We start from the raw sequence: 26,774 nt of genomic DNA on the forward strand, positions 1-26,774 counted from the left end.
TTTTGGGTACAGTAAAGGCGTTAGTTTTGCATTAAAGTTATATAAACTTTATAAGTTTAAGCTTATAAACAATCATTTAATTGCAAAAAAGAAATTATAAGCTTGCGGAATTAAAAGTATCCCCTTGCTTAAAATCACCGGTATCAAACCCTTTTTTAAACCAGTACATTCTTTGGGCAGATGTACCGTGGGTAAAGGCATCCGGAATAACCTGCCCCTGAGCCTGCTGTTGAAGTTTATCATCGCCAATCGCATTTGCAGCAGTCAATGCTTCTTCAATATCTCCCTCATCCAATCTAAAATTAGCGAGTTTTTGGACATGATTTGCCCACAGGCCGGCAAAGAAATCAGCCTGTAATTCTAACTTAACAGATAGCTTATTGTATTCTACCTCACTCAACTGAGCTCTGGCACGTTGTACCTGTTCGGAAACCCCAAGTAGATTCTGCACATGATGTCCTACCTCATGCGCAATCACATAAGCCTGCGCAAAATCACCTGCAGCACCAAACCGGTCTTTTAAATCTTTATAAAAAGTGAGATCAATATACACTCTGTGATCTGCAGGGCAATAGAAAGGCCCCACAGCAGAACTTGCATTTCCACAGGCAGATTGGACGCTATTATCAAATAAGGTAAGCACAGGAGGCTCATATACCCTTCCCATCTGCTTAAACTGAGCAATCCAAACTGAATCTGTTGACTCCAGAACGCCGGAAACAAATTTACCTTCAGCATCCACCGGGACACCATGCTTGCCAACAACATTTTGTGCCTGACCTATGGGCAACTGATTAACTAAACCTGTAAAATCCTGTCCAAAAATAAGACCAAGTACCACAACAACAATTGCTGCTCCCCCGCCAAGTACCTTGCCGCCAGACATCCCCCTTCTGTCATCAACATTGCTGCTTCCTTTACCGAACCATTGCATATAAATTCCTTTTAATTTGGTTAATAAAAGGCTGGGACAATTGTTATACCAAAACTAAAAGAAAGTTCAGTTTAATTAAAGGCTGCAATTGCTTTATGGATTCGTTTTGTGGTTTCGACTGCACTAAGAGCTACAGCAATATCAAATACCCCAGGGCCAAACTTACCACCAACAAGCATAATTCTAAAAGGTAACATCAATTCACCAGGTTTAAAATTATGTGCAGCAGCCAGTAACTTGAACTTTTCTTCCAGCTCCACATTGGTCAATCCATCCTTCAGCTCCAAAGCATAGGACTCAAAAAAGCCTGCCTTTTCAGGTGTCCACTTCGGTTTCACCGCATCCAGATCATAGGCAGATGGTGTGATAAAAAAATAAATACTTTGCGCAACAAAATCTGTTAACAGCGTACAGCGATCTTTAATTAGGTCAATTACCTTTTCCAGGTATACATCATCATCCAAAGCCGTGCCCTGAGCATTAAACACTTCTTTTACAAAGGGAAGCAGGTCTTTTGCAGTTGTATGTTTGATCCATTCCTGATTATACCATTTTGCTTTTTCAAAATCAAATTTAGCACCCGCTTTGCTGATTCTTTCGATCGAAAATTTATCGACTAACTCAGTTAATGAAAATATTTCCTGATCAGTTCCATCATTCCAACCAAGCATAGCCAATAGGTTTACAAAAGCTTCAGACATAAAACCAAGCTCCTTAAAACCTTTAGTCAAATCACCCGTTTTAGGGTCTGTCCAGTTTTGTGCATATACCGGAAAGCCTAATCTATCCCCATCCCTTTTGCTGAGCTTTCCATTTCCATCAGGCTTTAAAATCAGAGGTAAATGCACCCATTGAGGCATTTCATCTTCCCAGCCCAGGTATCTCCATAATAAAATATGAATTGGCGCAGAAGGAAGCCACTCCTCACCTCTAAAAACATGACTAATTTCCATCGCTCTGTCATCAGCAACAACAGCCAAATGATAGGTTGGCATTCCATCTGCTTTTAGCAAAACTTTATCATCTACCAGGTTAGTCTCAAAACTAACATGACCTCTGATCAGATCAGTAAAAGAAACAACCTCATTTTCTGGCATTTTTATGCGAACTACGTACGGCGCATTGCTTGCTAATAGTTCATCCACCTCTGCTTGAGTTAAAGTAAGGGAATTTCGCATTTCTCCTCTTGTAGCCAATCCGTAGGTAAAGTTTGGTATTTGTTTTCTTTTGATATCCAGCTCTTCCGGCGTATCAAAAGCATAATAAGCATACCCATCAGCAATTAGCTGATCAGCGTATTGTTTATAAGTAGTTTTTCGTTCGCTTTGACGATAAGGGCCAAAACTCCCTTCACGCTCCGGGCTTTCATCCGGAACAAGACCACACCATTTAAGGCAGGAAACGATATACTCCTCAGCTCCTTCCACAAAACGTGTTTGATCAGTATCCTCAATCCGCAAAATAAATGTACCGTTGTGCTTTTTTGCAAACAGATAATTAAATAAAGCGGTACGTACACCGCCCAAATGCAGGCCGCCGGTTGGGCTCGGGGCGAATCTAACTCTTACTTTCTTTTCCATATTACGAAGTACAAAGATATATTTTTTACTGCGTTACCGTTCTATTGATACATTTTTGAATGCTATTTTGTATTTTGCCTTCATATTCTATGAACCCATACGAGAAAAAACGCCGCTGGAAATTCTTTTTACTGATCTTTGCCATTGTCATCGGCACAGCGTCTGTTGTTTACAGCGACTTCTTCGTAAAAAAAATGGAACGTGAAGAACAGCTTCAATTTCAGCTATATGTAAAAGTAACTGAGCAGTCCCTTGCTATGTATGACGATGATAGATACACCAGTTTAATAGACCTGATCCGAACAAATACCAAGCTCCCTGTAATTATGATCGATTCTGAAGGAGCCATTCTTTCTTATCAGGGGCTAGACTCTACAAAAACGAATTACGAAGTAGAAAAACAACCCAATAAGACCTACGACCCGGCCTATTTTTCTCGTGAACTCCGTAAAATGAAAAAAGAACATCCACCAACACCAATTATCGGATTGGATGGAACCCGCTGGTACATTTATTATAAAGATTCTGCCACTTTAACCCAACTCCGCTACTTCCCTTACATCCAACTGGCTGTAATCGGACTCTTTTTACTTACTGCTTACGTAGCCTTTAGTTCGGCACGGAAAGCGGAACAGGATCAGGTATGGGTAGGTATGGCAAAAGAAACCGCCCATCAGCTAGGCACACCAATATCCTCGCTCATGGCTTGGGTAGAACTGATCAAATCAAGATTTGATGCAGAAGATGATCCACTAATTGCTGAAATGGAGAACGACATTAAACGCCTGGAGGTGATTACTGATCGCTTTTCTAAAATTGGATCTAAACCAATTGTGGAAGATCATGTGGTATTCACTGTCATCTATAATTTCGTTGAATATTTCAAACTTCGAACATCTGATAAAATCGTGTTCCAAATCATAGGAGATGAACAGGTAAGAGCCTTGTTAAATGTCCCCCTATTTGACTGGGTTATAGAAAATCTGCTGAAAAACGCTGCAAACGCTATTGAAAACGAAGGGAATATCACCATAAACATCATCGAAAACTTAACCAAAGAAGAGGTTTTTATAGATGTAACAGACACCGGAAAAGGTATTGCAAGATCCAAATTTGACGCGGTATTTCAACCGGGCTATACTACGCGTAAACGCGGATGGGGCTTAGGCTTATCCCTCACCAAAAGAATCGTGGAGAATTACCATAATGGTCAAATCTTTGTTAAAGATTCTGAGCTCGGTAAAGGCACCACCTTTCGTATCATTTTAAAAAGCAGTATTACTTATGAACCGACCTCAAACACATGAGTATCCCGTATGGGCTGAACAATACATTAGCCTCGTTGAAGGTGACGTATTAGAATTATTAAAAAGGCAGGCTATAGAATTTCCCGACTTTGTGAATGACCTGGTTGAAAAAGCCGACTATGCCTATGCTCCCGGGAAATGGACAATTAAACAACTTATTGGTCATATTATAGACACAGAACGTATTCTCGTATACCGTTTAACTTGCTTTGCGCGGGGAGAAAATCACGCCCTCCCTGGGTTTGAAGAAGACGACTATGTAGCCCACGCACACTTCCAGGACAGGAGCTTATTGAGCCTTTCGGAAGAGTTCTCCCTGCTTAGAAGAGCGAACATGTATTTATTCAACTCCCTTATAGAAAAAGAATTGAATAGAAGTGGAACCGCATCTGAACGGCAAATTACTGTAAGAGCTTTACTCTATGTAATCCCAGGCCACATTATACATCATGTACAAATCATTAAAAGTCGCTATTTATGATCTGGTTTACAGAATTCACACCGGAACAACTAAATGATAGGCCTGCAAATCATATGGGGGCTTTCCTCGATATTAGGTTTACCGAAGTAACTGATGATGCGTTGACCGCAACAATGCCTGTAGACGAGCGTACTCACCAACCTGCTGGAATTTTACATGGCGGAGCTTCTGTAGTATTAGCCGAAACGCTTGGAAGTGTCGCCTCCTACATGTGCATCGATCCTCAAAAATATCAGGCAGTAGGGCTCGAAGTTAATGCCAACCATCTCAGACCTGTAAAATCAGGCTTGGTAACCGGTATTTGTAAACCCCTCCATATTGGTGCTAAAACCCATGTTTGGGAAATCAAGATCTATAATGATAAAGGAAAAATGAATTGCATCAGCAGGCTTACAGTAGCCGTTATTAATAAAGCCTGATTATCTAACCTCTGCCCTTATCCGGCTTAAAGTTACTTGTGTTACGCCCAAATAGGAGGCAATATAGCCCAACTGGATTCTTTGGATCAAGGCCGGATCATTGTTCAGCAATTCCCGATAACGCTCAGCTGCAGTTTTAAATAAGCGTGCAATAAGGCGTTCCTCTGTCTTGATAAGCTCCTGCTCTGCCAGCTTTCTTCCCCAATTCGCAAACTCAACATCCTTCTGGAAAAGAGTTGCCAATGCCGCTGTTTTTATTTCATACAACACACTATGCTCCAATACTTCTACGCTTTCGTAGCCCGGCAAGCCATTGATATAGCTGTTGTAAGAAAATACGATATCCCCCTCCTTGCCAAACCAAAAAGTTATCTGATTTTCCGGTCCTTCACAAAATGCCCGTGCAATTCCTTTCTCAATAAAAAAAAGAGACTTCTCGACACTTTCCGCATGAATGATCCGATGGTTTTTGGGCACCTCTACCCTTTCCATCAAATCCAGCAGTTGATTTAAATGCGACTCTTTTAATGGATAAATGCCTTTTAGTGTATTTAAAACGTTTTGCAATTGGCTAAGGTTTATGTAAAGATAAAGTAGCCCAATGGTTATTTTTTAACATTTGTAAAAAACTTCCTACCTAAATCGAAGTACTTTTGCCTCAAATATTTAAATTATGAGCTGGATTATATTAGTGATTGCTGGTTTTTTTGAGGTCGGTTTTACGACTTGCTTAAAGCTTTCAAACAACTTTAGTAACTTTAGATGGAGCGCCGCGTTTTTTCTGTGCATCACGCTTAGCTTTTTACTACTAAACAAAGCTGTCCAAACTTTACCAATGGGTACGGCTTATGCCGTTTGGACCGGGATAGGTGCAGTAGGGACTGTTCTTGTTGGAATCTTCTTCTTTGATGAGCCTGTTAACTTCTGGAGAATCTTTTTTATTGCCTCTCTGATCGGTTCAATTTTAGGCTTAAAGTTTTTGGCGGGCGGACATTAAGCCCGTTCAAAAACTATTTTATAACAATTGGAAGCTCAACTAAAGTTCGATCCCAGGCAAGAACCATGTTTGTGCCTTGAGGTTGAGCAGTAAATGTAATAGAAAAAGACTCCAGCGGCTTATCTAATGTTTTAACAGGCACATCTACCCTAACAACGTCTTTATTCTGGTCATAAGTAAAAGCGCCCCAACGATCTGTCTGCTTGTTAATGATCAAAGTCCATTTATCTTGATTAGGAATTGCAAATAAACTATAAGAACCGGCTTTAACAGATTTTCCACCAATATTTACACGCTTATAGAATTTGATTTCTGTGGACTCATTGGCTCCAACACGCCACACTTTATCAAATTGCTCCAGCACCCCAAATATTTCACGCCCTTTTTTAGTCGGCCTGGAATAGATTATCTTTATAGATGGGGTTGAATCGTCCTTTGCTTTTGCAGCATTTAAAGGAAAATAGACAATATCAGCAGGACTGGCATCAACAGGAGCAAATTTTGGCTCCTGTGCTTCAGCAACAAAAGTAAACATCGCAAGCACTGCGATAAAACTTAATCTTTTCATCAGAAGATGTCTTAAATTAATATAATTTAAGATTAATAATGACGGCCTTTAACTATTCCGTTTAAGAAAATCGCGCCGAATATAAACCCTATAATCCCTCCTAACACAGCTCCACCAAAACTACCCGATATAATTATAGCAGTTAAAACACCAAAAAACAGGCCCATAACATAATAAACCCAATCAAAACTATTGTTCTCTTCTTTAATCATTATACTAATTCTTAGGCTTCAAAGATATTGATTTATTTTATCTGTAAACAAATATTGCCCTTTTATTTCCCTAGCAAATCATTAACCGTTACCAGCTTATAGCCCTTTTCTTTTAAATAAGTAATCAAATCATCTAATTTATTGTAAAACTTGTCCGTTCTTCTTGGATCGGTACCGGCATGAAGCAGCAGTAAAAAACCATTCAGCCCCTGATGATTTTCGAAACTGATGATAGACTTATAAATCTCCTGATTTCCAACATAGCGTTTACCCATTTCCGGGTAAGTATAATCCGCATTGGAACGCGTTCCAGGTGTAAAATTAATCAGCGTTAACCCAGCATCAGCTGTCCAGTCAGCAACCCTCTGATTGTACCATTCATACGGAGGCAAAAAGAAAGGCGCATTGCGTTTATCAATCCCAAATCTGCCCATCGCCTCATAATTAGCCTTTAAATCTTTCAGAAAATTTGCTTTTGTAACCAGTAAGCTATCCCGGTTAGTCCAATCGCAATACAACAAATGCTTATTCGAATGTCCCCCCAAATAATGATGACTTGTTTTAAGTGATCTAATGAGCTGACTAAATCCTGTATTATTGTAAAAATCACCAGTAAAAAAGAAAGATCCTTTTACCTTATGCTTGTTTAAGGTTTTATTGATTTGCACTACACCATCGGCATAATCATGTCCCGTAAAGACTAACGCAATCTTTTTTTCATTTATGTTTCCCCTAATTATAGCTCCGTTATCTTTTTTAAATTGAGATATCTCCTCCTTTGTCCTGCTGTCATAAGCCGCCAGTAAATAAACCAATGAAGCTGTTCCATCCATAGTAGGTTCATTCGTGCTGTAATCCCCAAAATCATCATGGTAAACCACCAGGTCAGACTGAAATTCGGCATACTTATCCGGCTTGTATAAAGTGATCCCAATGAGGCCTTTATAAATACTACCATAAACGGGTCCATCAACCAATCCCCCATCTATCGGATACTGAAACAAATGTGTAAATGCAGAATGCGGATCTTTTGGGGTCTCTCCCCCGGCTGGTAACCCGTATACCATTGTAGATCCCCAAGGATTACAACCAAACAACCAGTCAAAATTTGCCTGTGCCAACTCCTCATAACTGTCATCTCCACTTTCCTTATGGTATAAGAAGCTCTGAATAGCAAACGAAGTTGTTAAATTATTTGAACACCAGATAAACGGAACACCCCTATAAAACGCATTATGCTTTGCCTTTTGCCAAACCCGATCCAATCCCTCTTTATAATAAGATAGCGCCTTTTCAGAAACCAATTTATCACCTGTTTTAGCAACTTCATAATGACCAAAATTGTGAAATGGATACCATTGATAATGTCTTGCTGTATCCGCCCCCATCCAGGGTGTTACCGGTTCTTGACTCGCGTAATTCACTGCCTGCTTCAAAAATTGTTTTCCCCCGACACTTTGATAAAGTTCGGCTGCAGCAAGCTCCATATCATCCGTCCAATTGTCTTCTTCATAAAAATAAGGAGCCCGATTAGGTGCAGTTTGCTGTACACCCGGTTGCTTTAATCCAAATTCATATGCTGATTTAGATTTATTTCGAAGCAATTGAGCATAAGGTGCATCAATCTCATTGAATATTCTACTCCCCAAAGCAAAAGCACTGCTAAACTTCCCCGCAATAGAAGCTGTTCCTGTCGCCCGGCTTTTATACCTGCCCAGACCTTGAGGTTTACCATTTGCAAAATAAACAGGCCGTTCTTTACCCTTCCCATAATCAACATTATCCTTTGTGGGCAACCGCATCCCTTGATGATCTCTGTCGTCAGCAATCTGATTAAACAACCAATCTTTCTTAGGATGCATCTTTAACAGCCATTGCAAACCCCAATTCGCTTCGTCCAAAATATCGGCGCGTCCATTCTTTCCTTCAAGCCCATTGGCCTGATATTGATCCGTAAATACTTCCGGGAAATCCCGATATGCAGCAAGCAAATGATACGTCGCATTTGCCGATGTTGTGGCATACTGAAGGTAATCAGAAGCATCATGCCATCCACCGCTAACATCTATATGCGTGCTATCTGGCATGGGACCATACATGGTGTATCCATCCTGTGTATGGCAACTATCTTTTAAATAAGGATTAAATCCACTGCGCTGTTGCCTCATATAACGCAATGCAAAATCAGCGGTATGCCGATACACATCTTCGTTGATGACCACCTCTGGTGAAACCGCATTTCCTGCTTTGATAAAATAATGACCCGCCTTTTTAAAATCACTAAAATTCAATCTACATGATGCTTTAAATGGACCATAAGTACCAAAAGGCTTAACATTTTCAGAGCTGTACACCACTTTTCCGGTAACCTTTTCTATAATCTCAAATTTTTCAGGCTGATCCTTTTTATCTTTACTTACCCACACAGCGACTTTAATAGACTGCGGCTGATATCCAAGCAGATTTATTCTGATCCATGATCCGCCAGAATTGGCCTCCTGAGACAAACCATTAAGCGAAATGAGTGTTATTCCTAAAAAACAGGCATATAGGAACCAAAAATTCATCTTTTTCATATCGAACGTTGATTAGGGAGCTATAAAAATAACAAACCCTTGTCAGCATTTCGTCAATTATTACAAAAAGTCTCTTCACTAAATACAACCAATCAATCGATTGATTAATTTTGGCGCCACAAATAATAAAAATGGAAAAAATAGATAAAAGGGCTAATATTCTCGAAGCAGCAGAAAAGCTATTTATCGAATTGGGCTACGAAGCTACTTCTACCCGGCAAATCGCAAAAGATGCCACAGCCAATATGGCAATGATCAATTATTATTTTGGGTCAAAAGAAGGTGTCTTCATGGAAATCATGAGCCAACGAATTGCTGATTTTAATGCGCAGCTCTCCTGCATCAACCAAAATAACCTATCTGGGATGGAGAAATTACTGAAAGTAATTGAAGGCTATGCCACAAAAACCCTATCCAGTCCTGGTTTTCATAAAATGATGCACAGAGAACTCTCCATGCCACACCGCCCGGAAATGTTTTTTAAGATTAAAAATGCAATGTCCCAAAACCTCATGATGATAGACAAGATCATCACTGATGGAATAAATGAAGGAAGCTTTAGACAAATAGACGTTAGAATGCTGATTGCCACCATTATGGGAACAATAAGTAATGTCGCAACATCCCCTTCGAAAATCACCTCTGGCACAACACTTGATATCAATAATGAAGAAGACAGAAAGTTGATCACTTCCCGCTTAATAAATCATTTAAAAGACCTCATCATCACGTATTTAACACCAAAAAATGATACATAAATCAGTCAAATTAAGCTTCTTAGCGTTCCTTGTTCCGGGGATCCTCTATGCCCAGGACATCAAAAAACTAAGTTTGCAGGAAGCTATTGCTCTTGGGATAGAGAATAGCAAGAACCTAAAACTTTCCCAAAATAAGGTAGATCAGGCTATCGCAAATCTGAAAATGGTTAAAGACAATGCTTTACCTACATCAAAGGCTTCTTTTATGTACAGCCATGCAGAAATTCCGAACAACACCTTAAGCATCGGCGGAAGTGATCTCATCAACTTACCGAAGCGTGCAGATGCTTTTATTGGCACCGCAGCGGTCGAAGAACTTGTTTATGGAGGAGGAAAGCTGAAATATGCTGAAGAGTCTACCCGTTTACTTGCTGATGTAGCAAAACTGGATGCAGATAAAGACAAGGAAGAGATCAGCTATGCAATTATCAACACCTACTATTCTTTATTTAAAGTATTGCAAAGCAAAAAGGTAATTGCTCAAAATATCGAGTCTATTGATAGTCAACTAAAGCAATCCCAGCGTTTTTTTGAACAAGGTATTGTGACCAAAAACGATGTTTTAAGATTTCAACTTCAACGTGCAAATATCTCCCTTACTGGTATGGAGGCCGAAAACAACAGAAAAATTATCAACTACAACCTCGATATTCTACTGGGCCTAAACGAAAATACCCAAATTGAAATTACAGACCCGACCAAAGAATTGAAGGCTTTAGCACCTTTAAGCAACTACCTGGATATGGGATTTACAGGCAGACAGGAATTGAAACAACTGGATATACAGAACAAAGTTGCTGACGTAAACATAAAATCTGTTAAAGCCAATACCTTACCAACTGTGGGTGTAGGTGCAAATCTGTACTATATCAATCCAAATGGCAGCTTTATTCCTTCAGCCAACCAATACATTCTGCCGGTAACCATCGGTGCAACCGCTTCCTGGAATATAGGCACCTTGTGGACAAATAAGAATAAAGTAACAAATGCCAGAATACAACAAAAAGAGGTTGTGATCCAAAAAGATATCTTTTCTGATCAGGTTAAAACAGAGATCAACAGAAATTATCAAAATTATCAGCTAGCCCTCGACAAGATCAATGTGCTGGAAACATCAATTGCACAGGCTACAGAGAATGATAAATTAATGGAATCAAAATACAAAAATAACGTAGCCTCAGCAATAGACAGAATAGATGCAGAAACCTTACTATACCAGGCTAAAATTAACTTAGAAATAGCCAGAGCTGATGCCGGACTAGCTTATTACACTTTATTAAAATCTACCGGAAAAATTTCTCAATAAAATACCATAACAAATTAGGCAATGACAACTGAAAAGAAAAAAAAGAATAAAGTTATCCCGATCATATTAGGGGTACTCCTCATCCTGGGTGCAATATTTGGAACCAGAGAATATATCTACTACAGCAAGCACGTAGATACCGATGATGCCCAGATTGATGGAGACATCAGTCCGGTAGTTTCCCGTGTTGGAGGCTATGTACAAGACATTAATTTCGAAGAAAACACCAGGGTTCACGAAGGTGATGTATTGGTTAAGCTGGATGACCACGATTACAAAATAAAACTGGAACAGGCCATGGCCGGACAAAAGGGTGCAAGTGCAGGGGTTGGTGTTTCTGAATCACAGATTGCCGCTACTGCAGCCAATACCAGTACTGCAAAAGCCAATATCGAAGCTGCAAGAGTAAAATTAAATCTGGCACAAAAAGATTACGACCGTTACCAGAACTTGGTAAAAGATGGTTCTATTACCCAACAACAATTTGATCAGGCAAAAGCACAAAAAGAAGCCGCTCAGGCAGCCTTCACTGCAGCAAACGACCAATACAATGCCGCTGTAAAGCAAGTTGGGACTACACAATCCCAATTGGCAGTAAGCAGCAACAGTGTAACGCAACATCAGGCAGATGTAGATTTTGCAAAATTGCAGCTATCCTATACAGAAATTAAAGCCCCGGCTACAGGTATCGTATCTAAAAAGAATATTCAAAAAGGACAACTCGTGCAAGCGGGTCAATCTCTATTTTCTATTGTAAATGACAACAGCTTATACATTACTGCAAACTTTAAAGAAACTCAGCTAGAAGACATCAAACACGGCTCAAAAGTTAAAATAACCGTTGATGCTTATCCAGATCAGACTATGGAAGGTGAAGTTTATAATTTTGCACCTATTACCGGTGCAAAAGGCTCACTTCTGCCTCCTGATAATGCAACAGGTAACTTTGTTAAAGTTGTACAACGCATACCTGTTAAAATAAAAATAACAAAAACTCCAAAAGATGTTCTTGAAAAATTGCGCCCAGGAATGAGCGTTAAGGTTTCTGTTTCTATAAAAGACTAAACAATGGCCGAGAAAGGTTTAAAAAAGTGGATAATCACATTTACAGTGATCACAGCCTCGCTATTGGAGCTGATTGACACCACTATTGTAAACGTGGCTATCCCTCAAATACAAGGTAACCTGGGTGCAACTCTCGAAGATGTAGCCTGGTTATCTACCGGTTATGCAGTTGCAAACGTAATTGTATTACCAATGTCAGGATGGCTGGGTAGCCGTTTTGGCCGTAAAAATTACTTCCTCTTTTCCATAATCCTGTTTACCATTGCTTCCTTTCTTTGCGGAAACGCAACTAGCCTCGAAGAACTCATTGCCTTCAGGATTTTGCAAGGACTGGCAGGAGGAGGCTTAATCTCAACTGCACAGGCGATCTTAATAGAAACCTGGCCCCGTGAAGATGTCGGTATCGCTACAGCTTTATTTGGACTTGGAGCTGTTGTAGGCCCTACTGTTGGTCCTACAATAGGAGGTTACTTGCTCGAGATCAGTTCATGGCCATTGATATTCTATGTCAATATTCCCGTCGGAATCCTCGCAGCCTATTGTACGTATACCTTTGTCAGGGAAACACCAAAGTATGGAAAAGGAACGCCTGTAGATTGGTGGGGTATTCTTTTATTAGCTATTGCTGTAGGAAGTTTGCAAACCGTTCTGGAAAAAGGAGAAAGCGAAGATTGGTTCGCCACCCCTTACATTGTAGCGCTTGCCGTAACCTCAGTACTAGGCTTAATCCTATTTATATGGAGAGAGCTTAGTACAGACCACCCTATTGTAAACTTTAAGATCCTACGTCACCGAAGCTTTTCTGTCGGGATGTTTACCTCCTTTGTTTTAGGGTTTGGACTATATGGTTCAGTGTTCGTTTTTCCTGTATTCTGTCAGAACCTACTTGGATTTTCACCCCTTCAAACCGGAGAACTTTTATTCCCAGGAGGGCTATGTACTATTGTAATGATGCCATTTGTAGGGATTATGCTCAAGAAAAACATACCGGCACAGTTCATGGCAACCATAGGCATGTTCCTATTCTTTGTTTTCTGTTCTATGTTGAGCAAATCCACACTAGAATCAGGCACTAATGACTTTTTCCTTCCATTAATTATACGTGGTGTGGGTATGGCTCTGCTATTCGTTCCATTAACCACGTTGGCAATTCAGGACTTAAAGGGCGACGAAATTGGCCAAGGTTCCGGATTAAACAACATGATGAGGCAATTGGGCGGTTCATTTGGTATTGCATCCTTAACCACACTGATACATGTGCGTCAGGGCTTTCACCGCAGCAACCTACTCGTTAATATCAATGAGTATAACCCTGCCTTTACTGATCGTTTTAATGCCTTTGTACACAATTTTATGGCCAAGGGGTATTCATATCTTGATGCCAAGGCGCTTGCCATTAAAGCAATCGATGGGGCGGTAACTAAGCAATCTTTATTACTTACCTATAGCGATGCTTATTGGGTAGCAGGACTTATTCTGCTCTGCTCCATCCCATTACTATACCTACAGAAATTTAAGAAGAACGTCGAAGTTCCAGCAGATCTGCACTAAAAAAGCGCCTGTATCATTATAGAATGCCCCCAAAAAGCTAAACACTTATGGGGGCATTTTTATAAAAAAATAGATCATAAAAAAAGGTTGACCATCCTTTTATCGATGAATCAACCTCTTTTACCCCAAAAAAATAACAATTAAATTGTATATTTTTCAGCGTCTCCGCTTAAATACACAAACCCTTTTTAAAGATTTTTTGAATCTCTACGCAACTAAGTTAGAGATTTCACCAAATAAATACAAATAAATTTATTGCCTGTTTAAGCAGTTATTTGGATCATTTTTGCTAGATTAAGCGCGAAAATATTTCCTTCCAATTATGATGCAAAAACAACGAGCAAAAGGTCAGAGAGAGTCTATATTTAACAATGAAGTCGTATCCCGGTTCGAACTTTATAATAGCCTTTTCCTAACCCTTCCGTTTTACAAAGTTAAAGACACCGGTACTTTATTACCCCTCTTTCTAAAATACTGCGAAGATGGTGTAAACAACCATGATACTCCCGCAGAGATTATTAATGTTTTTTTCAAGAAGTATACCCAAAAGCATTCAAACAAGGATGTTATAGACCTTTTATTCCGTTTTATACAATATATAGAGCGTCAGGTTGTATTATTCGATGCAGTTGAAGATGCTTCCTTCAATAAGCTTAATGCTGCTGATGAGCACAATGCCCTATTGTCCTACCTTAAAAAGGGTATTGACAATAAGGCCCTTAATGATAAGATTGAAAAACTAATTGAAGATTTTTCTCTTCGTCTTGTATTAACTGCACACCCAACACAGTTTTACCCAGGTAGCGTATTGTCGATCATTACCGACTTAACGACCGCAATCAAGACCAACGATATATCAACCATTAACTTGCTCTTACAACAGTTAGGCAAGACTCCCTTCTTTAACAAGAAGTCCCCTACCCCTGTTGACGAAGCCTTAAGTCTGGCCTGGTACCTTGAAAACGTATTTTACTTTGCTGCTGCCAATATCCAATCAGAAGTAGATAAAAGCCTGAACGATTATAACCTGCAATCAAAAAAGATCATCGAACTTGGCTTCTGGCCCGGTGGAGACAGAGACGGCAACCCGAATGTACATGCCGACTCTACAATACAAGTATCTAAAATGCTACGTCAAATCCTATTCAGGTGCTACTACCGCGACTTCAGGAACCTTAAACGCCGTATTACCTTCAGAGGAGTCGAAGATACCATTGCAATTGTACAAGACGTATTGTACAAAAATGCTTTCGATCCAAATATCAAGATGGAAAATATTGCTGATTTCTTAATCGAAAACCTCAATAAGATCCTAACCACTTTAAACGAAGACCATGATGGGCTCTTTGCTGATGTAGCATCCGATTTGATCAGAAAAGTAGAACTTTATGGTAGTCATTTCGCATCTTTAGATATCAGACAAGACAGCAGGGTACTTAGAAACGTTCACGCTTTCTGCCGCCAAAGCAAGCCAATTGTCTCCTTATTCCCTGAAAACTACGATAGCCTTTCTGAAGAAGAAAAGATTAAAAATCTGTCGTTCAAAAGCGCTAAATTAAATGTTCCTGAATCTTCAGACTCGTTGGTAAAGGATACCCTGCAAACCATCGCAGAGATCAAGCAGATCCAGGAAAGTAATGGAGAACTGGCCTGCCACCGTTTCATTATCAGTAATTGTCAGCAAGCAAGCGATATCCTGCAACTAATGGAGCTTTTCTTATGGAATGGCTGGGAAGAAGATAACCTCTCAATCGACTTCGTACCGCTATTTGAAACCGTTCATGACCTTGCCGATGCAGATCAAATTATGAACACGCTTTATGCACATCCGTTTTATAAAAAGCACCTAAAGAGCCGCGGCAATAAACAACACATTATGTTGGGCTTCTCAGACAGCACCAAAGACGGTGGTTATCTGATGGCCAACTGGTCTATTTTTAATGCCAAAGTCGCCTTAACAGGAATTGCAAACCAGCACAACATACAACTTGCATTTTTTGATGGCCGTGGAGGCCCGCCTTCACGCGGAGGAGGTAAAACACACCGTTTCTATGCCTCTATGGGTAAAGAGATTGCCAACAAAAACATCCAGTTAACTATACAAGGGCAAACCATTAGTTCACAGTACGGATCAATCGACAGTGCAGAATTTAACATCGAACAGCTGATCAATGCCGGTATGTCAGCAGGAATAAAAGAAACACACAATATCCTGCTCGACCCGCTCCACAAAAACCTACTTGATGTAATGGCAAAAGATAGTTACGACTCCTTCCTTGCTTTACGTCAGCATCCCCTGTTTTTAAGTTACCTGGAGAAATTCTCTCCTCTAACCCTCTTGTCTAAAATCACCATTAGCAGCAGACCGGTAAAACGTAACTCCGGAGGCGCTTTAAAGCTGGAAGATCTTAGAGCAATTAGCTTCGTAACCGCCTGGAGTCAATTAAAACAAAACATCCCCGGTTTTTATGGAATGGGAACAGCTTTAAAAAATCAGGAAACCGAAGGCAACTGGGATAAGGTTGTAAAGACCTATCAGGAATCAGGGTATTTTAAAACCATCGTAGACAATTGTATGATGTCTATGAGCAAATCTGATTTTTCTATAACTGCTCACTTTGCAAATGACAAAGAATATGGCGCCTTCTGGAAAATCCTACACGACGAATTTGAGCTCTCTAAGCACATGTTATTGAAGCTGTCGGGTCATGAGGCCTTAATGGAGAATTACCCCGTTGAGAAGAGCTCTATTGCAGTCAGAGAGAAGATTGTACTCCCTTTAGTACTCATCCAGCACTACGCATTGGAACAACTGCAATCTAAAATTACAGATGAAGAGCAGCAATCGTACGAAAAACTAGCCATTAGAACGGTATATGGCATTGTAAATGCCGGCCGTAACCTAGCTTAAAAAGCATAATGCATAAAAAAGGGAGGTTCCAGCAATTGGAACCTCCCTTTTTTGTGTATCAAAAATTAATGTCTATCAATTGAGCCCATAACTTTTTGCCCAAATGCATTCAGCGCATCTTTTTCAACTGCACCTGCCTTTACACTTTCATGAACTTCAAGTGCCCCGCAGATATTAGTAATCAATTCGCCAGCCACATCAATTTCTTCCTCATTTACTCCTCTGAACTCACAGAAAGCCTCTAAAACAGTTAAAGTTGCTTCAAGGTTTTCAGGAGTGCTATTTTGGAATAGCTGCCTTATAACTGGTATTTTCATGATTTTATTTTATCAAATAATTCATTTAACACTTCTGCCTTATTGGTTTGAACCTGGTCAACCAAAGCCCCACCTTCAAAGGCTGCAAAAGTTGGTAAATTATCAACGTTTGCAAGTTTACGTGAAGCCGGAAGTTTTTCAGCATCCACGATTAAGAAAGTAACATCTTCATTTTCAGCAGCCAACTTCTTAAATTTCGGCTTCATGATCCTACAGTTTCCGCACCAGGATGCAGCATACTGAACCATTACCTTGTTGTTTTCAGCAACATACTGTTGAAGATTATCTTCTGTTAATTCTAAAAACATATTTTTTAATTTTTTATTAGTTAGCGCTCAGGTATTCTGCAACACCGGTTCTGTTCGCGCTCATTGCTTCTTTGCCTTCTTCCCAGTTCGCAGGGCAAACTTCACCATGTTTCTGAACGTGAGCATAAGCATCAATTAAGCGCAAATATTCTTTTACATTTCGGCCTACAGGCATATCGTTAACACTTTCGTGGAACACTTTACCTGTCTCATCAATTAAATAAGTAGCTCTGTAAGTTACGTTTGAACCAGAGAAAGACTCATTTCCTTCTTCATCATATTCAACTTCCTGATCTACAATACCCAAAATGTTAGCTAAATGTCTGTGTGCATCTGCCAGAATCGGATAAGTTACACCTTCAATACCGCCATTCTCTTTTGCTGTATTTAACCATGCGAAGTGAACTTCGTTAGTATCACATGAAGCACCAATTACAATTGTGTTTCTTTTTTCAAAATCAGGTAAAGCTGCCTGGAAAGCGTGTAACTCTGTTGGGCAAACAAAAGTGAAATCTTTTGGATACCAGAATAATAAAACTTTTTTCTCTTTACTTACTGCTTCTTCAAAGATGTTGATCCTTAAATCATCACCCATTTCTGACATTGCATCGATGCTTACACTCGGGAATTTTTTACCTACTATTGCCATAATTATTTTTGTGTTTATTGTTCTTTTTTGACAGTGCAAAGGTAAGGCTATATACCCTCAAAAACAACCGTATTTAGGATATTAGGGATACTTAATCTTGATAGGCATATAGAGTACGTCTATAATACAATAATTGAAATTAGTTTTTATCTATGTGATTTTTTTAAGCGTCTCTTCATATAACCTATAAACCCATTTGCATTCATCTATCATTTTTCTGCGTTTGGCGGTTAGGTTTATTTTATTGTCAATGTATCTAATGACGTTTGAAATGAGTAATCTTTTTTAAGGAAATTGGGAAGATGCATGTCGTTTTTTTGCACCGGAGATGTTTTGTGTTTGGTTAAATTTTGTAAGGCTTTTAGTCAAAATACGGCTTATAAAGCGCACAGCACTTGATTTTGGACTAAAAATTTGAGCTTGAATTTATTTTGAGAAAAAAACCTCAGTGCAAACTGGTTGCACTGAGGTTTTTTAGTATTGGGGAATTATAATTTTCTTCATTATGTCAAAGATTTATTCTTTTCTTACAGTTCTCCTGTTTGTAGCCTATACATGCCCATTGAAAGCCCAGAGAAATTTGGTACAGGTAAACCCATATTCGGGAACAGCAAGTGTAGTTGTACCGATTTACACCATACAAAACGGTGCTGTTTCCACACAAATTGGTCTTATAAATGCTGGAAGAGGGATAAAAGTTAAAGACGTAGAAGGTACTGCAGGTATGGGTTGGGAAATATCTGGAGGAGGTGAGATCAGCAGGGAAATACGTGGTTTACCTGACGATTGTCAGAAGGACAATTCAAATAACATTCGTTTAGGTTGGCTTTATAACAGTAACGGAATTAAGATAGATAATTTTATCGTCGCAAATGACGGTAATACAACAACCTGCACCGATGAAACCACAGATATCACGAGTTTAAATGCCAATTTTTCTGATCTGTCGGATACAGAACCCGATCTTTTTTCTGTTAATGCACCAGGATTATCCTTCAATTTTGTTTTTGATAAAAATCATCAAATTCAGACAATACCTTATCAAGATCTAAAAATATCTTACTCCACAAATAGCAATGGGAATATCGATCAATTTACAGTAATAAATGATCAGGGCATACGCTATCAATTTGAGGTGGTCCTGACCACTAAATCAACAAAACAAACGCTATCAACTTTTAATTCTCAAAGCATTAACGAAAGCAATATTTCCTATTTTAGAACTCGTTTTTTACAGTATAAATCGGGTATTAGTTCATACAACAGCTGGCAATTAACCAGCCTGACTGATGCAAATCATAATAAAATTGAGTTTTCTTATGAACCTGGCCCGCCAAAAGAGAATATAACTCCAATTGAATTGTATGTAGGAAGTCCGTCCAAAACCACTCAATATTGGATTAAAGATGAGACGTTTCCAAGTTTATTAAGTAGTGTTTATGGAGGAGGAGGTGGCGCATCTTTTTCATATAGTAAAAATTATCATACTACACAGGCACTGCTAAATGCTATTCAATTAACTGGCGGTGCATGCTACTTTTTAAATTATAGTAGTGTGATACCATTGACGGGTAACTATTCAAGATTCTTTCTACGGGATATTACAACAGATCAATGCAATTCGCCTGAAAAATATAAGTTCACATATAATGGTGAGATTTCATCTTACTATGTCTATAGGACATCTTTGGGCGACTCCTCCTCTAAAAGCATAGATTATTGGGGGTATGCAAATAGCTATTCCAATACATCACTGTTGCCAGCCTTAAGTATTAATCCATCTAACGGTTTATTTCAGAGGTATCAGGTTGTCGCAGATAATATCTGGAGACCAATTTACAGTATTGGCTTGTCGGGCGCAGATAGACGATCAGATCCAACTGTAGCAGCGGCCGGATCTGTAAGCCAGATTAACTACCTTGATCATGGAACTACGACCTTGATTTATGAACCCCATGATTATTATGATCCATTGGCAGGAACTGTTGTCCAAGGAGGTGGTGTTAGAATTAAGCAGGTTATTGACTATGATGGCATCGATGTCTCTCATAATATGGTCAGTAACTATAGTTACAAAGATCCTGTGACTGGCATATCTAGTGGTAAGCCAACTTCTTTGCCTATTTATGGTTTTACCCGACCATATACAGGCAACGGTACCTCTCAGGATTTGTGGACCCAGTCTACGGTCAGGTCGGAAATTGACCTATCTTCAGCTGATCACAGTATTGTATATTCTCATGTTGCTGAAGCTAAAACTGGTGCGGGCAAGATGGTTTATGAATACGCTATACCTGCAACGAATTATGATATGAGTGCTTCGCCTTCTTGTCTTAATTGCGCAACTGTAGATTGGGCGCCGACAGTTAGTTTTGTTGCGAGACCAGGATGTACAGCAGCAGGTTTTATGAAAAATGATAAAGTAACCTATCCATTTGCACCAAACACAAATTATGATTTTGAACGAGGGTTACTAAAAAGTGTAAAAGTATATAATGAAACTGGTGCTATTGTTGATGAGAGTACTTATTCTTATCAGCGTACAGGTACTCCGATTTCAATTACTGGCTTAAGATGGGACGAAAACGGCGGATTTAAAGTCTATTCCAAATACACTGTGTATGCAGCCGCGGGGGAGCTACAAAAGACGATAATAAAGAAGACAACGGACTTAGCTCCCTATAGTCAGGTAAGGGAAACATCTAATTCTTATTTTTATGACAGCCCTTTCCATCGCCTTACTACCAGACAGGAAATTGTAAGAAGCGATGGTACAATTGAAAAGCAATTTATCAAATACGCTAAGGACTATAATACTGCAAATGTTAACGATGACGCCTCAGTTGCATTACGTCAGCTGCAATTGGAAAATCAAAATATACCTGTAGAACAATACGTACAGGTTCAAAAACCTAATCAGGAGTTGAAAGTTACTTCGGGCTCCCTGGTCAAATTTAAGGCCTTTAATTTTGATAACTACTCCTTATGCCTTCCTTCTCAAAAACTGTCCTTTATAAGTCAAAATGGAATTGCGCAATTTACACCTTCTGATATTTTATCCGGAAACTTTAGCCATGATGTTAATTATATTCCTTTGGAAAATTATCTGCTATATGATGCGAATGGTTTTTTACAAACCAAGGATGATCATCATAAGCGGGTAAATACTGTTCTTTCTAATCCTATACACCATTTTCCAGTAGCTAATATTCAAAATGCATCGGCCGATGAAATTGGATATTATAATCCCAATAATTTAATTAGATCTTCATCTTTCACTGTAGACAATGGCATTCCGGAGATGTCTTCAGGACGATCTGGTGCAGGATCGAGTGGCGTAAGTATCCATTCAGGTGTTGCTTTTTCGAAAGCAATTAAGAAGAATAAAAGTGCCAAAAATTATATTTTCTCTGTGTGGATCAATTCTGGTATCAGTGGTACCATATCAGTCGTGCTAACAGGAACCGATAATATTCCATATTCGTATTCGCTTAATTTTATTGCAAGTAATGGAAGCTGGAAGTACCATGAAATTAAAGTTCCTGTAAGTAGCTTATCTCCAACTTTTAATATAGGCATTAAAAATAATGCGGTTTCAACTTTTACAGTAACTGATGTCCTTTTTTACCCAGAGAGTTCTGAGATAATAACATCCGATTATCGAATGGCAATGCCAAGTAAAATCGTTGAGACCAACACCAATGGCATTTCTGAATATTACGAATCTGACAAGTTTGGCAGGTTGAATCTTGTTTATGATCAGGATAAACAAATTAAGTCTCGCACAAGTTATCAGTATCTTGACACTTATGAAACTTTTTCCGATCCTACATTTAGTTTTTATCCTGTTAAAGATGTTCTAGAGAATGCGGAAGTCAGGTTTTACAACGACACTTATTATAATCCTTGTCAGTTTACCGGAGTAACTTTTACATGGAATTTTGGTGATGGCAGTAGTCCTGTTGTTACTACAAACAATTTTTATCAAAGTCACACATACACTACCAATGGTACATACACCGTAAGCCTTACTGTTACCGCATTGGGGTACAGTAGTAGAAAAACAACTGCGGTGATTAATGTTGTAGCGCCACCCATTCCACCAGATCCACCACTTATTGTTCCTGTTGTTTATCAGAACACTAGCTCTGGATCAATCACAAGTATCCAGCTCTCCCAAAATGGTGTGGTGAAATATGAGTTTACCGGAACTGAACTATCTAATGGTGATGTTAAAGTTCCAGAGGGAGCTTTCAGGGTAAGGGTTTTTTGTTCTGGAACATACGGGAGTGTTAAACTGGATGATGGTGACCTTAATTATTGCAGTGACCATTTCATGTCTAGCAGCTATACTTTCTTAGCCAACTTAACCTCTTCGAGGTCACTGACCATCAGTATTGAAAATGGGAACTGTAATTAAAATTTAACTCTAGTTCATAACTAAATAGAATCAAGCAGGATGAAATACCATATAAAATATTGTGCCATTTTACCATTGTTAATGTTGTTAAATTTTGGCGTATTGGCACAAACCGGTTACATACAGAACGAAAAAGTTAAGGTGAATGGGGTGATTAATGAAAACCAATTGGTTTCATTAGACATTTCGCAAAAAACGGTTACCCGATCGTACACTGATGGTTTGGGTAGGATTGTTCAATCTGTAGCCATCCAGGGCAGCCCCCTAAAAAAAGATATTATTCAACCCATCGTTTACAATAGTCTTGGAAAGGAAAGTATTCATTATCTACCCTATGTTACCACTACAGTAGATGGGAGTTACCACCCAAATGCGGCTACGAATGAGCAGCCCGCTTTTTATCAAAATGGAAATCCTTTAGTTGCACAAGATGCAGCAGCATATAGTCAGCAGATATTTGAAAACAGTCCTTTGCAAAGGATATTAAAGGAGGGGACTGTTGGATCAGGCTTTCAACCTGATCAACACCATCGCACCTATAACTACCGTTCGAACCAAAATTCTGATTATGTCATTAATTGGGGGACAAATGCTACGAATCAAGGTTATTATACTTCCGCGACTTTGCTTGTGTCGGATGTTACTGATGAGGATGGTAAACAGGTGACGGTGTTTAAAGATAAAAATGGCAAAACACTGTTAGAACGTAAAAAGGCAAATCAAACGGTTAATGGCGTATTTAGAGCTTACTTTGATACTTATTACCTTTACAATGAAAGCGGCGCATTGGCTTATGTTGTTCCACCCAAAGCGATTTCATTGATGCAACAAAGTGGAAATTGGAGCCTTTCGCAAACTACAATTGTCAATTTAACATTTAGTTACGAGTATGATATTCGTGGTCGCTTAATTCAGAAATCCATACCTGCTAAAGGCGCTGTATTTATCATTTACGATCCTGTAAACAGACCCGTTTTGATGCAGGACGCAAATCTTAGAATGGATAATCAGTGGAATTATATTAAATATGACGCTAAAGGACATGCCATTAGCCAAGGTATTTATACCGATTTGGACCCTGGACACATCGGTCTTAGTAATATGCAAAACTATGTAAACACGCTTGATTACAGCAATGTCTATTATGAAGAGCGAACATCCAATTCTGCCACAGCTTATTACAGCAATGTTGTTTTTCCCAATACAGGAATAACCCCTCTTGCTTACAGTTATTATGATGATTATGATTTGGATCAAAATGGGGTGTCTGATTATAGTTATGCTGTTCAAGGTCTTACTGGAGAAGCTGTAGCTACTACCCTATTACGAGGTATGCCTACTATGATAAGAAAAAGGACTCTGGGAACTGGATTGAACAATATTTGGTTAATAGATGTGCTGTTTTACGATAAGTATGGTCATTTGATCCAGAAACAAAGTAACAACCATTTAAACTATGCGGCCGAAGTTATCACCGATATAAGTACAAGTACTTTTGATTTTAGTGGAGCCCGGGTCTTAACTAAAACTTCGAAGCTGGCAGGCGTTGCCAGTACGACTGTTCAAACGGGATATGTTTATGATCATGCTTACCGTTTAATATCGGTTAATCAAAGCTACAATGGGGCCTCACCGATTTCGCTAGCGGCTTATACGTATAATGAGATTGGACAACTCATTAAGAAAAATTTAAAGCCCGGCGAAGGGGCTGGGCTTCAATCTTTAGATTATCGGTATAACATACGTGGTCAATTGCAATCAATTAATAATAGCAGATTAACTGCTGATGGTGGTGTTACTAATCTTGATGACAATGATGTTTTTGGGATGCAATTGTTGTATGATCAAAGTGATCCAGATTTGGGAAATATTCCTTACTTTAGTGGAGCGCTATCAGCAGTTAAATGGATGAGTAAAGACGGAAATAACATTAGTAGTGTTGAAAGAAGTTATTCCTATCAATACGATATTTTAAATAGACTGACTTCTTCATCTTATGCTGAACGGGTTGGAGCTACCGGAAGTTTTAGTACGAATATAGGTGGATTCAACGAGGACGGGATTAGTTATGATGAAAATGGAAACATTTTAACGTTGCAACGCAATTCTTCTACCCCCGGCAGCAATGCGCATACCAAGATAGATAACTTGACTTATACGTATAGTGTCACACAGCCCAATCACTTAACAGGGGTTGTTGATGCCTCAGTTAGCACTGCGGGTTTTATGATTTACCCCGGTGGGAGCAATATAGGTACGTATGAATATGATCTGAGTGGCAATCTGATTAGCGATCCTTATAAAGGGCTTAGCTTAACCTATAATGTATTAAATAAGACCGATAGGATTACGATAAATGCTGGAAATGGGCAGTACATCGCTTATACTTATGATGCTTCTGGTGGTTTGTTACGTAAGGAGGTTTTTAAAGCTGGCGCAGCTACATTGGTTACAGATTACATTGAAGGTTTTGTTTATACGAACAATAGCGCGGGTAATGTCAAGGATTTGGCCTATTTTCCAATGCCTGAGGGCAGGGTGAGAAATGATTTGGGTGCACTGAAATTGGAATATGTAATTACTGATCAACAGGGTAATGCACGTGTGAGTATTGAAGATAACAATGGTGTGGCGGTTGTCCGCCAGGAGAACAGTTATTATGGGTTTGGAATGATTTTACCGAACAGTCCGGTAGGCACACTATCTGATGGGAATAAGAATTTGTACAATGGTGGTGCAGAGTGGCAAAACGATTATGGAAATTTACCGGATTATCAGCAAACCTTTTATCGGAATTATGATGCTGCCTTAGGTCGATTTATAGGGATTGACCCATTAGCGGATAGTGATGCTTCTGTAACTGGCTATCACTATAGTAACAATAACCCAATAATGTTTAATGATCCGCTGGGTGACGAGCCCAGGCCTTTGCCTATGATGGATACTAATGCTGGAACTGGTGACGCGCTCCCCCTTGGTGGCGGTGGCATACTTAAAAATAATCGAAATTTTAAAGAGAAGTTGCTGGCCAAGTTCGAATCACTAGGGGATCATGGCGCCTGGAGTGATTATTTGGGTCAGAACCTTCCTTCTGATGCTCAAGTTGCAGCAACAATTGCTCAGCACGGAACAACGATTACTTCTAATAATTGGGCTGGTATATTGGGTGACCCGTTTGGATTGAAGGATCTTATTGCAATAGCATCCGGGGAAGCGGCGGGAAATCGACTTGCTGCCAGAGCAATAGCAAGTACTATATTAAATAGATTGGATGCAGCAGGATCAGATCTAAATGATCCAAATTGGATGGCAGCATCAATACATAGTAAGGGTCTTGGGGGGACAGTTAAAGGCAACTATCAAATTCTCCGGCATCCTAATCAATATGAATATAAAATGGTTATGGGTATGACTATGGATCAAATTAGAGCCAGCTCCTTGCCTTACATAGTAGGTGCATTGCAGGCGTATGACAACCGCACAACAAGGGATTACTCTAATGGCGCTATCAGTTGGAGCGCAAGTCCACCTCCTGGTCAGCCAGGCACAGACTCAAACTTTCAACGAGTCAATCAAGGTATTTTTTATATAACCACGATTGCAGGTAATTCAACATTTTTTGGATTTAGATAAGATCACTATGAATACAATAATGAAGATAAAGCGAGGGCTTATTTTACTATTCTTATTAATGACTGTTTGTTCATTGTATAATACTACCAATGCTCAAACTTATAGCCTTCAGTCTTTAGAGGGAGCTAAGGTGCGAGTTAATTTATTGTACAAACCATCACTTGGTACATTAGCTATTAGCTATTTAAAAGACACGTTGTTATTGGTTGACTACATGGATATAAACAACGTTAAGGTATTGAATAATAGATTTTTGCAAATAACATACGCTAAAAGGGCTGGCTCAAATGAGGATTTAGAAAACATGCTGCTGCTATGTGTTGACAATAAAAAATTATGCCAGGCAATGCATATTAGATCGGGTTCAACTTATGATATGCGAAATATTCAGCATATAAAAGGCAACCTGAGTGAATATCAACTGTTTAAAGTTAAAGTGCGTTTGTTTGGGAATGGAAAAAATAATTACAAGTTAAATCTTAGCATTCACGATGAAAGTACCTCAGAACGTACCCCTAAGACCAACCATAATTATAATAAGCAGGTCATCCTAAGCTTTGACCCGAACCAAGACATTTTTTATAGCACACGTCAAAGTATATCTAAAACATTCACGGTTTATGACCCTAAAATTCAACAGACGATTAAACAGGATGTGAATGGAGTGGTGCCAGTGATTACCTTAGATAAAAGCAATTATTACTACGTAAAAGGTGAATGGTATGAACAGGGGATTAAGGATTACCTTTTAAAATATGCTTATAAATAGATATTAATTATCA

Annotated in this window: 21 protein-coding genes; 12 read left to right on the forward strand and 9 right to left on the reverse strand. The window is 39.2% G+C overall.

Annotation, left to right across the window (positions count from 1 at the left end):
• Window positions 1–94: 94 nt before the first annotated feature.
• A complete protein-coding gene (locus tag P0Y49_21090; protein ID WEK19274.1) occupies window positions 95–934 on the reverse strand; it encodes a neutral zinc metallopeptidase in 840 nt (279 codons plus the stop codon).
• A 71-nt stretch (window positions 935–1,005) separates the two neighbouring features.
• Window positions 1,006–2,514: a glutamate--tRNA ligase gene (gene gltX, locus P0Y49_21095; protein ID WEK19275.1), complete on the reverse strand. Its 1,509-nt coding sequence runs from the start codon at window positions 2,512–2,514 to the stop codon at window positions 1,006–1,008.
• Window positions 2,515–2,603: 89 nt separating this feature from the next.
• On the opposite strand from gltX, the gene P0Y49_21100 reads away from it, so the two are divergent.
• Genes P0Y49_21100 through P0Y49_21110 form a run of 3 tightly spaced genes read left to right on the forward strand, consistent with a single transcriptional unit; the run spans window position 2,604 to window position 4,721 of the window.
• Complete coding sequence (locus P0Y49_21100; GenBank protein WEK19276.1) at window positions 2,604–3,821, forward strand: HAMP domain-containing sensor histidine kinase; 1,218 nt, start codon at window positions 2,604–2,606, stop codon at window positions 3,819–3,821.
• On the forward strand, window positions 3,799–4,302 hold the full coding sequence (locus P0Y49_21105; GenBank protein WEK19277.1) for a DinB family protein: 504 nt from the start codon (window positions 3,799–3,801) through the stop codon (window positions 4,300–4,302). Before P0Y49_21100 ends, P0Y49_21105 begins: the two co-directional genes overlap by 23 nt.
• The gene (locus tag P0Y49_21110; GenBank protein WEK19278.1) at window positions 4,299–4,721 is read left to right on the forward strand and encodes a hotdog fold thioesterase; all 423 of its coding nucleotides are present in this window, start codon (window positions 4,299–4,301) and stop codon (window positions 4,719–4,721) included. The genes P0Y49_21105 and P0Y49_21110 overlap by 4 nt, the downstream gene beginning before the upstream one ends.
• On the opposite strand, the gene P0Y49_21115 is transcribed toward P0Y49_21110, so the two are convergent.
• On the reverse strand, window positions 4,722–5,288 hold the full coding sequence (locus P0Y49_21115) for a Crp/Fnr family transcriptional regulator (protein ID WEK19279.1): 567 nt from the start codon (window positions 5,286–5,288) through the stop codon (window positions 4,722–4,724).
• 106 nt (window positions 5,289–5,394) lie between these two features.
• On the opposite strand from P0Y49_21115, the gene P0Y49_21120 reads away from it, so the two are divergent.
• Window positions 5,395–5,718 carry a multidrug efflux SMR transporter gene (locus P0Y49_21120; GenBank protein WEK19280.1) on the forward strand — a complete coding sequence of 108 codons (324 nt, stop codon included), beginning with the start codon at window positions 5,395–5,397 and terminating at the stop codon, window positions 5,716–5,718.
• Window positions 5,719–5,731: 13 nt separating this feature from the next.
• On the opposite strand, the gene P0Y49_21125 is transcribed toward P0Y49_21120, so the two are convergent.
• From P0Y49_21125 to P0Y49_21135, 3 genes are all read right to left on the reverse strand, one after another.
• Entirely contained in the window at window positions 5,732–6,286 is a 555-nt protein-coding gene (locus P0Y49_21125) for a DUF2911 domain-containing protein (protein WEK19281.1), read from the reverse strand.
• A 32-nt stretch (window positions 6,287–6,318) separates the two neighbouring features.
• Window positions 6,319–6,498 (reverse strand): hypothetical protein, encoded by a 180-nt coding sequence (locus P0Y49_21130; GenBank protein ID WEK19282.1) that lies wholly within the window; start codon window positions 6,496–6,498, stop codon window positions 6,319–6,321.
• A 62-nt stretch (window positions 6,499–6,560) separates the two neighbouring features.
• Window positions 6,561–9,074: a glycoside hydrolase family 9 protein gene (locus P0Y49_21135; GenBank protein ID WEK19283.1), complete on the reverse strand. Its 2,514-nt coding sequence runs from the start codon at window positions 9,072–9,074 to the stop codon at window positions 6,561–6,563.
• A 131-nt stretch (window positions 9,075–9,205) separates the two neighbouring features.
• On the opposite strand from P0Y49_21135, the gene P0Y49_21140 reads away from it, so the two are divergent.
• The 5 genes from P0Y49_21140 to P0Y49_21160 all read left to right on the forward strand — a co-directional run bounded on the left by P0Y49_21140 (window position 9,206) and on the right by P0Y49_21160 (window position 16,665).
• On the forward strand, window positions 9,206–9,832 hold the full coding sequence (locus P0Y49_21140) for a TetR/AcrR family transcriptional regulator (GenBank protein WEK19284.1): 627 nt from the start codon (window positions 9,206–9,208) through the stop codon (window positions 9,830–9,832).
• Entirely contained in the window at window positions 9,822–11,138 is a 1,317-nt protein-coding gene (locus P0Y49_21145; GenBank protein WEK19285.1) for a TolC family protein, read from the forward strand. Before P0Y49_21140 ends, P0Y49_21145 begins: the two co-directional genes overlap by 11 nt.
• A 21-nt stretch (window positions 11,139–11,159) precedes the next feature.
• Window positions 11,160–12,203: an HlyD family secretion protein gene (locus P0Y49_21150; GenBank protein WEK19286.1), complete on the forward strand. Its 1,044-nt coding sequence runs from the start codon at window positions 11,160–11,162 to the stop codon at window positions 12,201–12,203.
• Between the two features lie 3 nt (window positions 12,204–12,206).
• Window positions 12,207–13,754 carry a DHA2 family efflux MFS transporter permease subunit gene (locus P0Y49_21155; GenBank protein WEK19287.1) on the forward strand — a complete coding sequence of 516 codons (1,548 nt, stop codon included), beginning with the start codon at window positions 12,207–12,209 and terminating at the stop codon, window positions 13,752–13,754.
• A 322-nt stretch (window positions 13,755–14,076) separates the two neighbouring features.
• Window positions 14,077–16,665, forward strand: a complete 2,589-nt coding sequence (locus P0Y49_21160) for a phosphoenolpyruvate carboxylase (GenBank protein ID WEK19288.1) — start codon at window positions 14,077–14,079, stop codon at window positions 16,663–16,665.
• A 65-nt stretch (window positions 16,666–16,730) separates the two neighbouring features.
• Here P0Y49_21160 and P0Y49_21165 read toward each other — a convergent pair whose 3' ends face one another.
• The 3 genes from P0Y49_21165 to P0Y49_21175 are packed head-to-tail and all read right to left on the reverse strand — an operon-like array spanning window position 16,731 to window position 17,939.
• Window positions 16,731–16,982, reverse strand: coding sequence for a hypothetical protein (locus P0Y49_21165; protein WEK19289.1), 252 nt, complete (start codon window positions 16,980–16,982; stop codon window positions 16,731–16,733).
• Window positions 16,979–17,290 carry a thioredoxin family protein gene (locus P0Y49_21170; GenBank protein ID WEK19290.1) on the reverse strand — a complete coding sequence of 104 codons (312 nt, stop codon included), beginning with the start codon at window positions 17,288–17,290 and terminating at the stop codon, window positions 16,979–16,981. Before P0Y49_21170 ends, P0Y49_21165 begins: the two co-directional genes overlap by 4 nt.
• A 16-nt stretch (window positions 17,291–17,306) precedes the next feature.
• Window positions 17,307–17,939, reverse strand: coding sequence for a peroxiredoxin (locus tag P0Y49_21175; GenBank protein ID WEK19291.1), 633 nt, complete (start codon window positions 17,937–17,939; stop codon window positions 17,307–17,309).
• Between the two features lie 505 nt (window positions 17,940–18,444).
• Here P0Y49_21175 and P0Y49_21180 point away from each other — a divergent pair.
• From P0Y49_21180 to P0Y49_21190, 3 genes are read left to right on the forward strand one after another with little or no spacing between them, the layout of a single operon-like run.
• Window positions 18,445–22,359 (forward strand): PKD domain-containing protein, encoded by a 3,915-nt coding sequence (locus P0Y49_21180; GenBank protein WEK19292.1) that lies wholly within the window; start codon window positions 18,445–18,447, stop codon window positions 22,357–22,359.
• A gap of 39 nt (window positions 22,360–22,398) precedes the next feature.
• Entirely contained in the window at window positions 22,399–25,992 is a 3,594-nt protein-coding gene (locus P0Y49_21185; protein WEK19293.1) for a DUF6443 domain-containing protein, read from the forward strand.
• A gap of 7 nt (window positions 25,993–25,999) precedes the next feature.
• Window positions 26,000–26,761 carry a hypothetical protein gene (locus tag P0Y49_21190; protein WEK19294.1) on the forward strand — a complete coding sequence of 254 codons (762 nt, stop codon included), beginning with the start codon at window positions 26,000–26,002 and terminating at the stop codon, window positions 26,759–26,761.
• Window positions 26,762–26,774: the final 13 nt, after the last annotated feature.

It is taken from the genome of Candidatus Pedobacter colombiensis (assembly GCA_029202485.1).
GTDB lineage: Bacteria > Bacteroidota > Bacteroidia > Sphingobacteriales > Sphingobacteriaceae > Pedobacter > Pedobacter colombiensis.

Coding starts and splice junctions, on each gene's coding strand:
- P0Y49_21090 (WEK19274.1), bottom strand. CDS start 934: ATGCAATGGTTCGGTAAAGGAAGCAGCAATGTTGATGACAGAAGGGGG.
- gltX (WEK19275.1), bottom strand. CDS start 2,514: ATGGAAAAGAAAGTAAGAGTTAGATTCGCCCCGAGCCCAACCGGCGGC.
- P0Y49_21100 (WEK19276.1), top strand. CDS start 2,604: ATGAACCCATACGAGAAAAAACGCCGCTGGAAATTCTTTTTACTGATC.
- P0Y49_21105 (WEK19277.1), top strand. CDS start 3,799: ATGAACCGACCTCAAACACATGAGTATCCCGTATGGGCTGAACAATAC.
- P0Y49_21110 (WEK19278.1), top strand. CDS start 4,299: ATGATCTGGTTTACAGAATTCACACCGGAACAACTAAATGATAGGCCT.
- P0Y49_21120 (WEK19280.1), top strand. CDS start 5,395: ATGAGCTGGATTATATTAGTGATTGCTGGTTTTTTTGAGGTCGGTTTT.
- P0Y49_21125 (WEK19281.1), bottom strand. CDS start 6,286: ATGAAAAGATTAAGTTTTATCGCAGTGCTTGCGATGTTTACTTTTGTT.
- P0Y49_21130 (WEK19282.1), bottom strand. CDS start 6,498: ATGATTAAAGAAGAGAACAATAGTTTTGATTGGGTTTATTATGTTATG.
- P0Y49_21135 (WEK19283.1), bottom strand. CDS start 9,074: ATGAAAAAGATGAATTTTTGGTTCCTATATGCCTGTTTTTTAGGAATA.
- P0Y49_21140 (WEK19284.1), top strand. CDS start 9,206: ATGGAAAAAATAGATAAAAGGGCTAATATTCTCGAAGCAGCAGAAAAG.
- P0Y49_21145 (WEK19285.1), top strand. CDS start 9,822: ATGATACATAAATCAGTCAAATTAAGCTTCTTAGCGTTCCTTGTTCCG.
- P0Y49_21150 (WEK19286.1), top strand. CDS start 11,160: ATGACAACTGAAAAGAAAAAAAAGAATAAAGTTATCCCGATCATATTA.
- P0Y49_21155 (WEK19287.1), top strand. CDS start 12,207: ATGGCCGAGAAAGGTTTAAAAAAGTGGATAATCACATTTACAGTGATC.
- P0Y49_21160 (WEK19288.1), top strand. CDS start 14,077: ATGATGCAAAAACAACGAGCAAAAGGTCAGAGAGAGTCTATATTTAAC.
- P0Y49_21165 (WEK19289.1), bottom strand. CDS start 16,982: ATGAAAATACCAGTTATAAGGCAGCTATTCCAAAATAGCACTCCTGAA.
- P0Y49_21170 (WEK19290.1), bottom strand. CDS start 17,290: ATGTTTTTAGAATTAACAGAAGATAATCTTCAACAGTATGTTGCTGAA.
- P0Y49_21175 (WEK19291.1), bottom strand. CDS start 17,939: ATGGCAATAGTAGGTAAAAAATTCCCGAGTGTAAGCATCGATGCAATG.
- P0Y49_21180 (WEK19292.1), top strand. CDS start 18,445: ATGTCAAAGATTTATTCTTTTCTTACAGTTCTCCTGTTTGTAGCCTAT.
- P0Y49_21185 (WEK19293.1), top strand. CDS start 22,399: ATGAAATACCATATAAAATATTGTGCCATTTTACCATTGTTAATGTTG.
- P0Y49_21190 (WEK19294.1), top strand. CDS start 26,000: ATGAATACAATAATGAAGATAAAGCGAGGGCTTATTTTACTATTCTTA.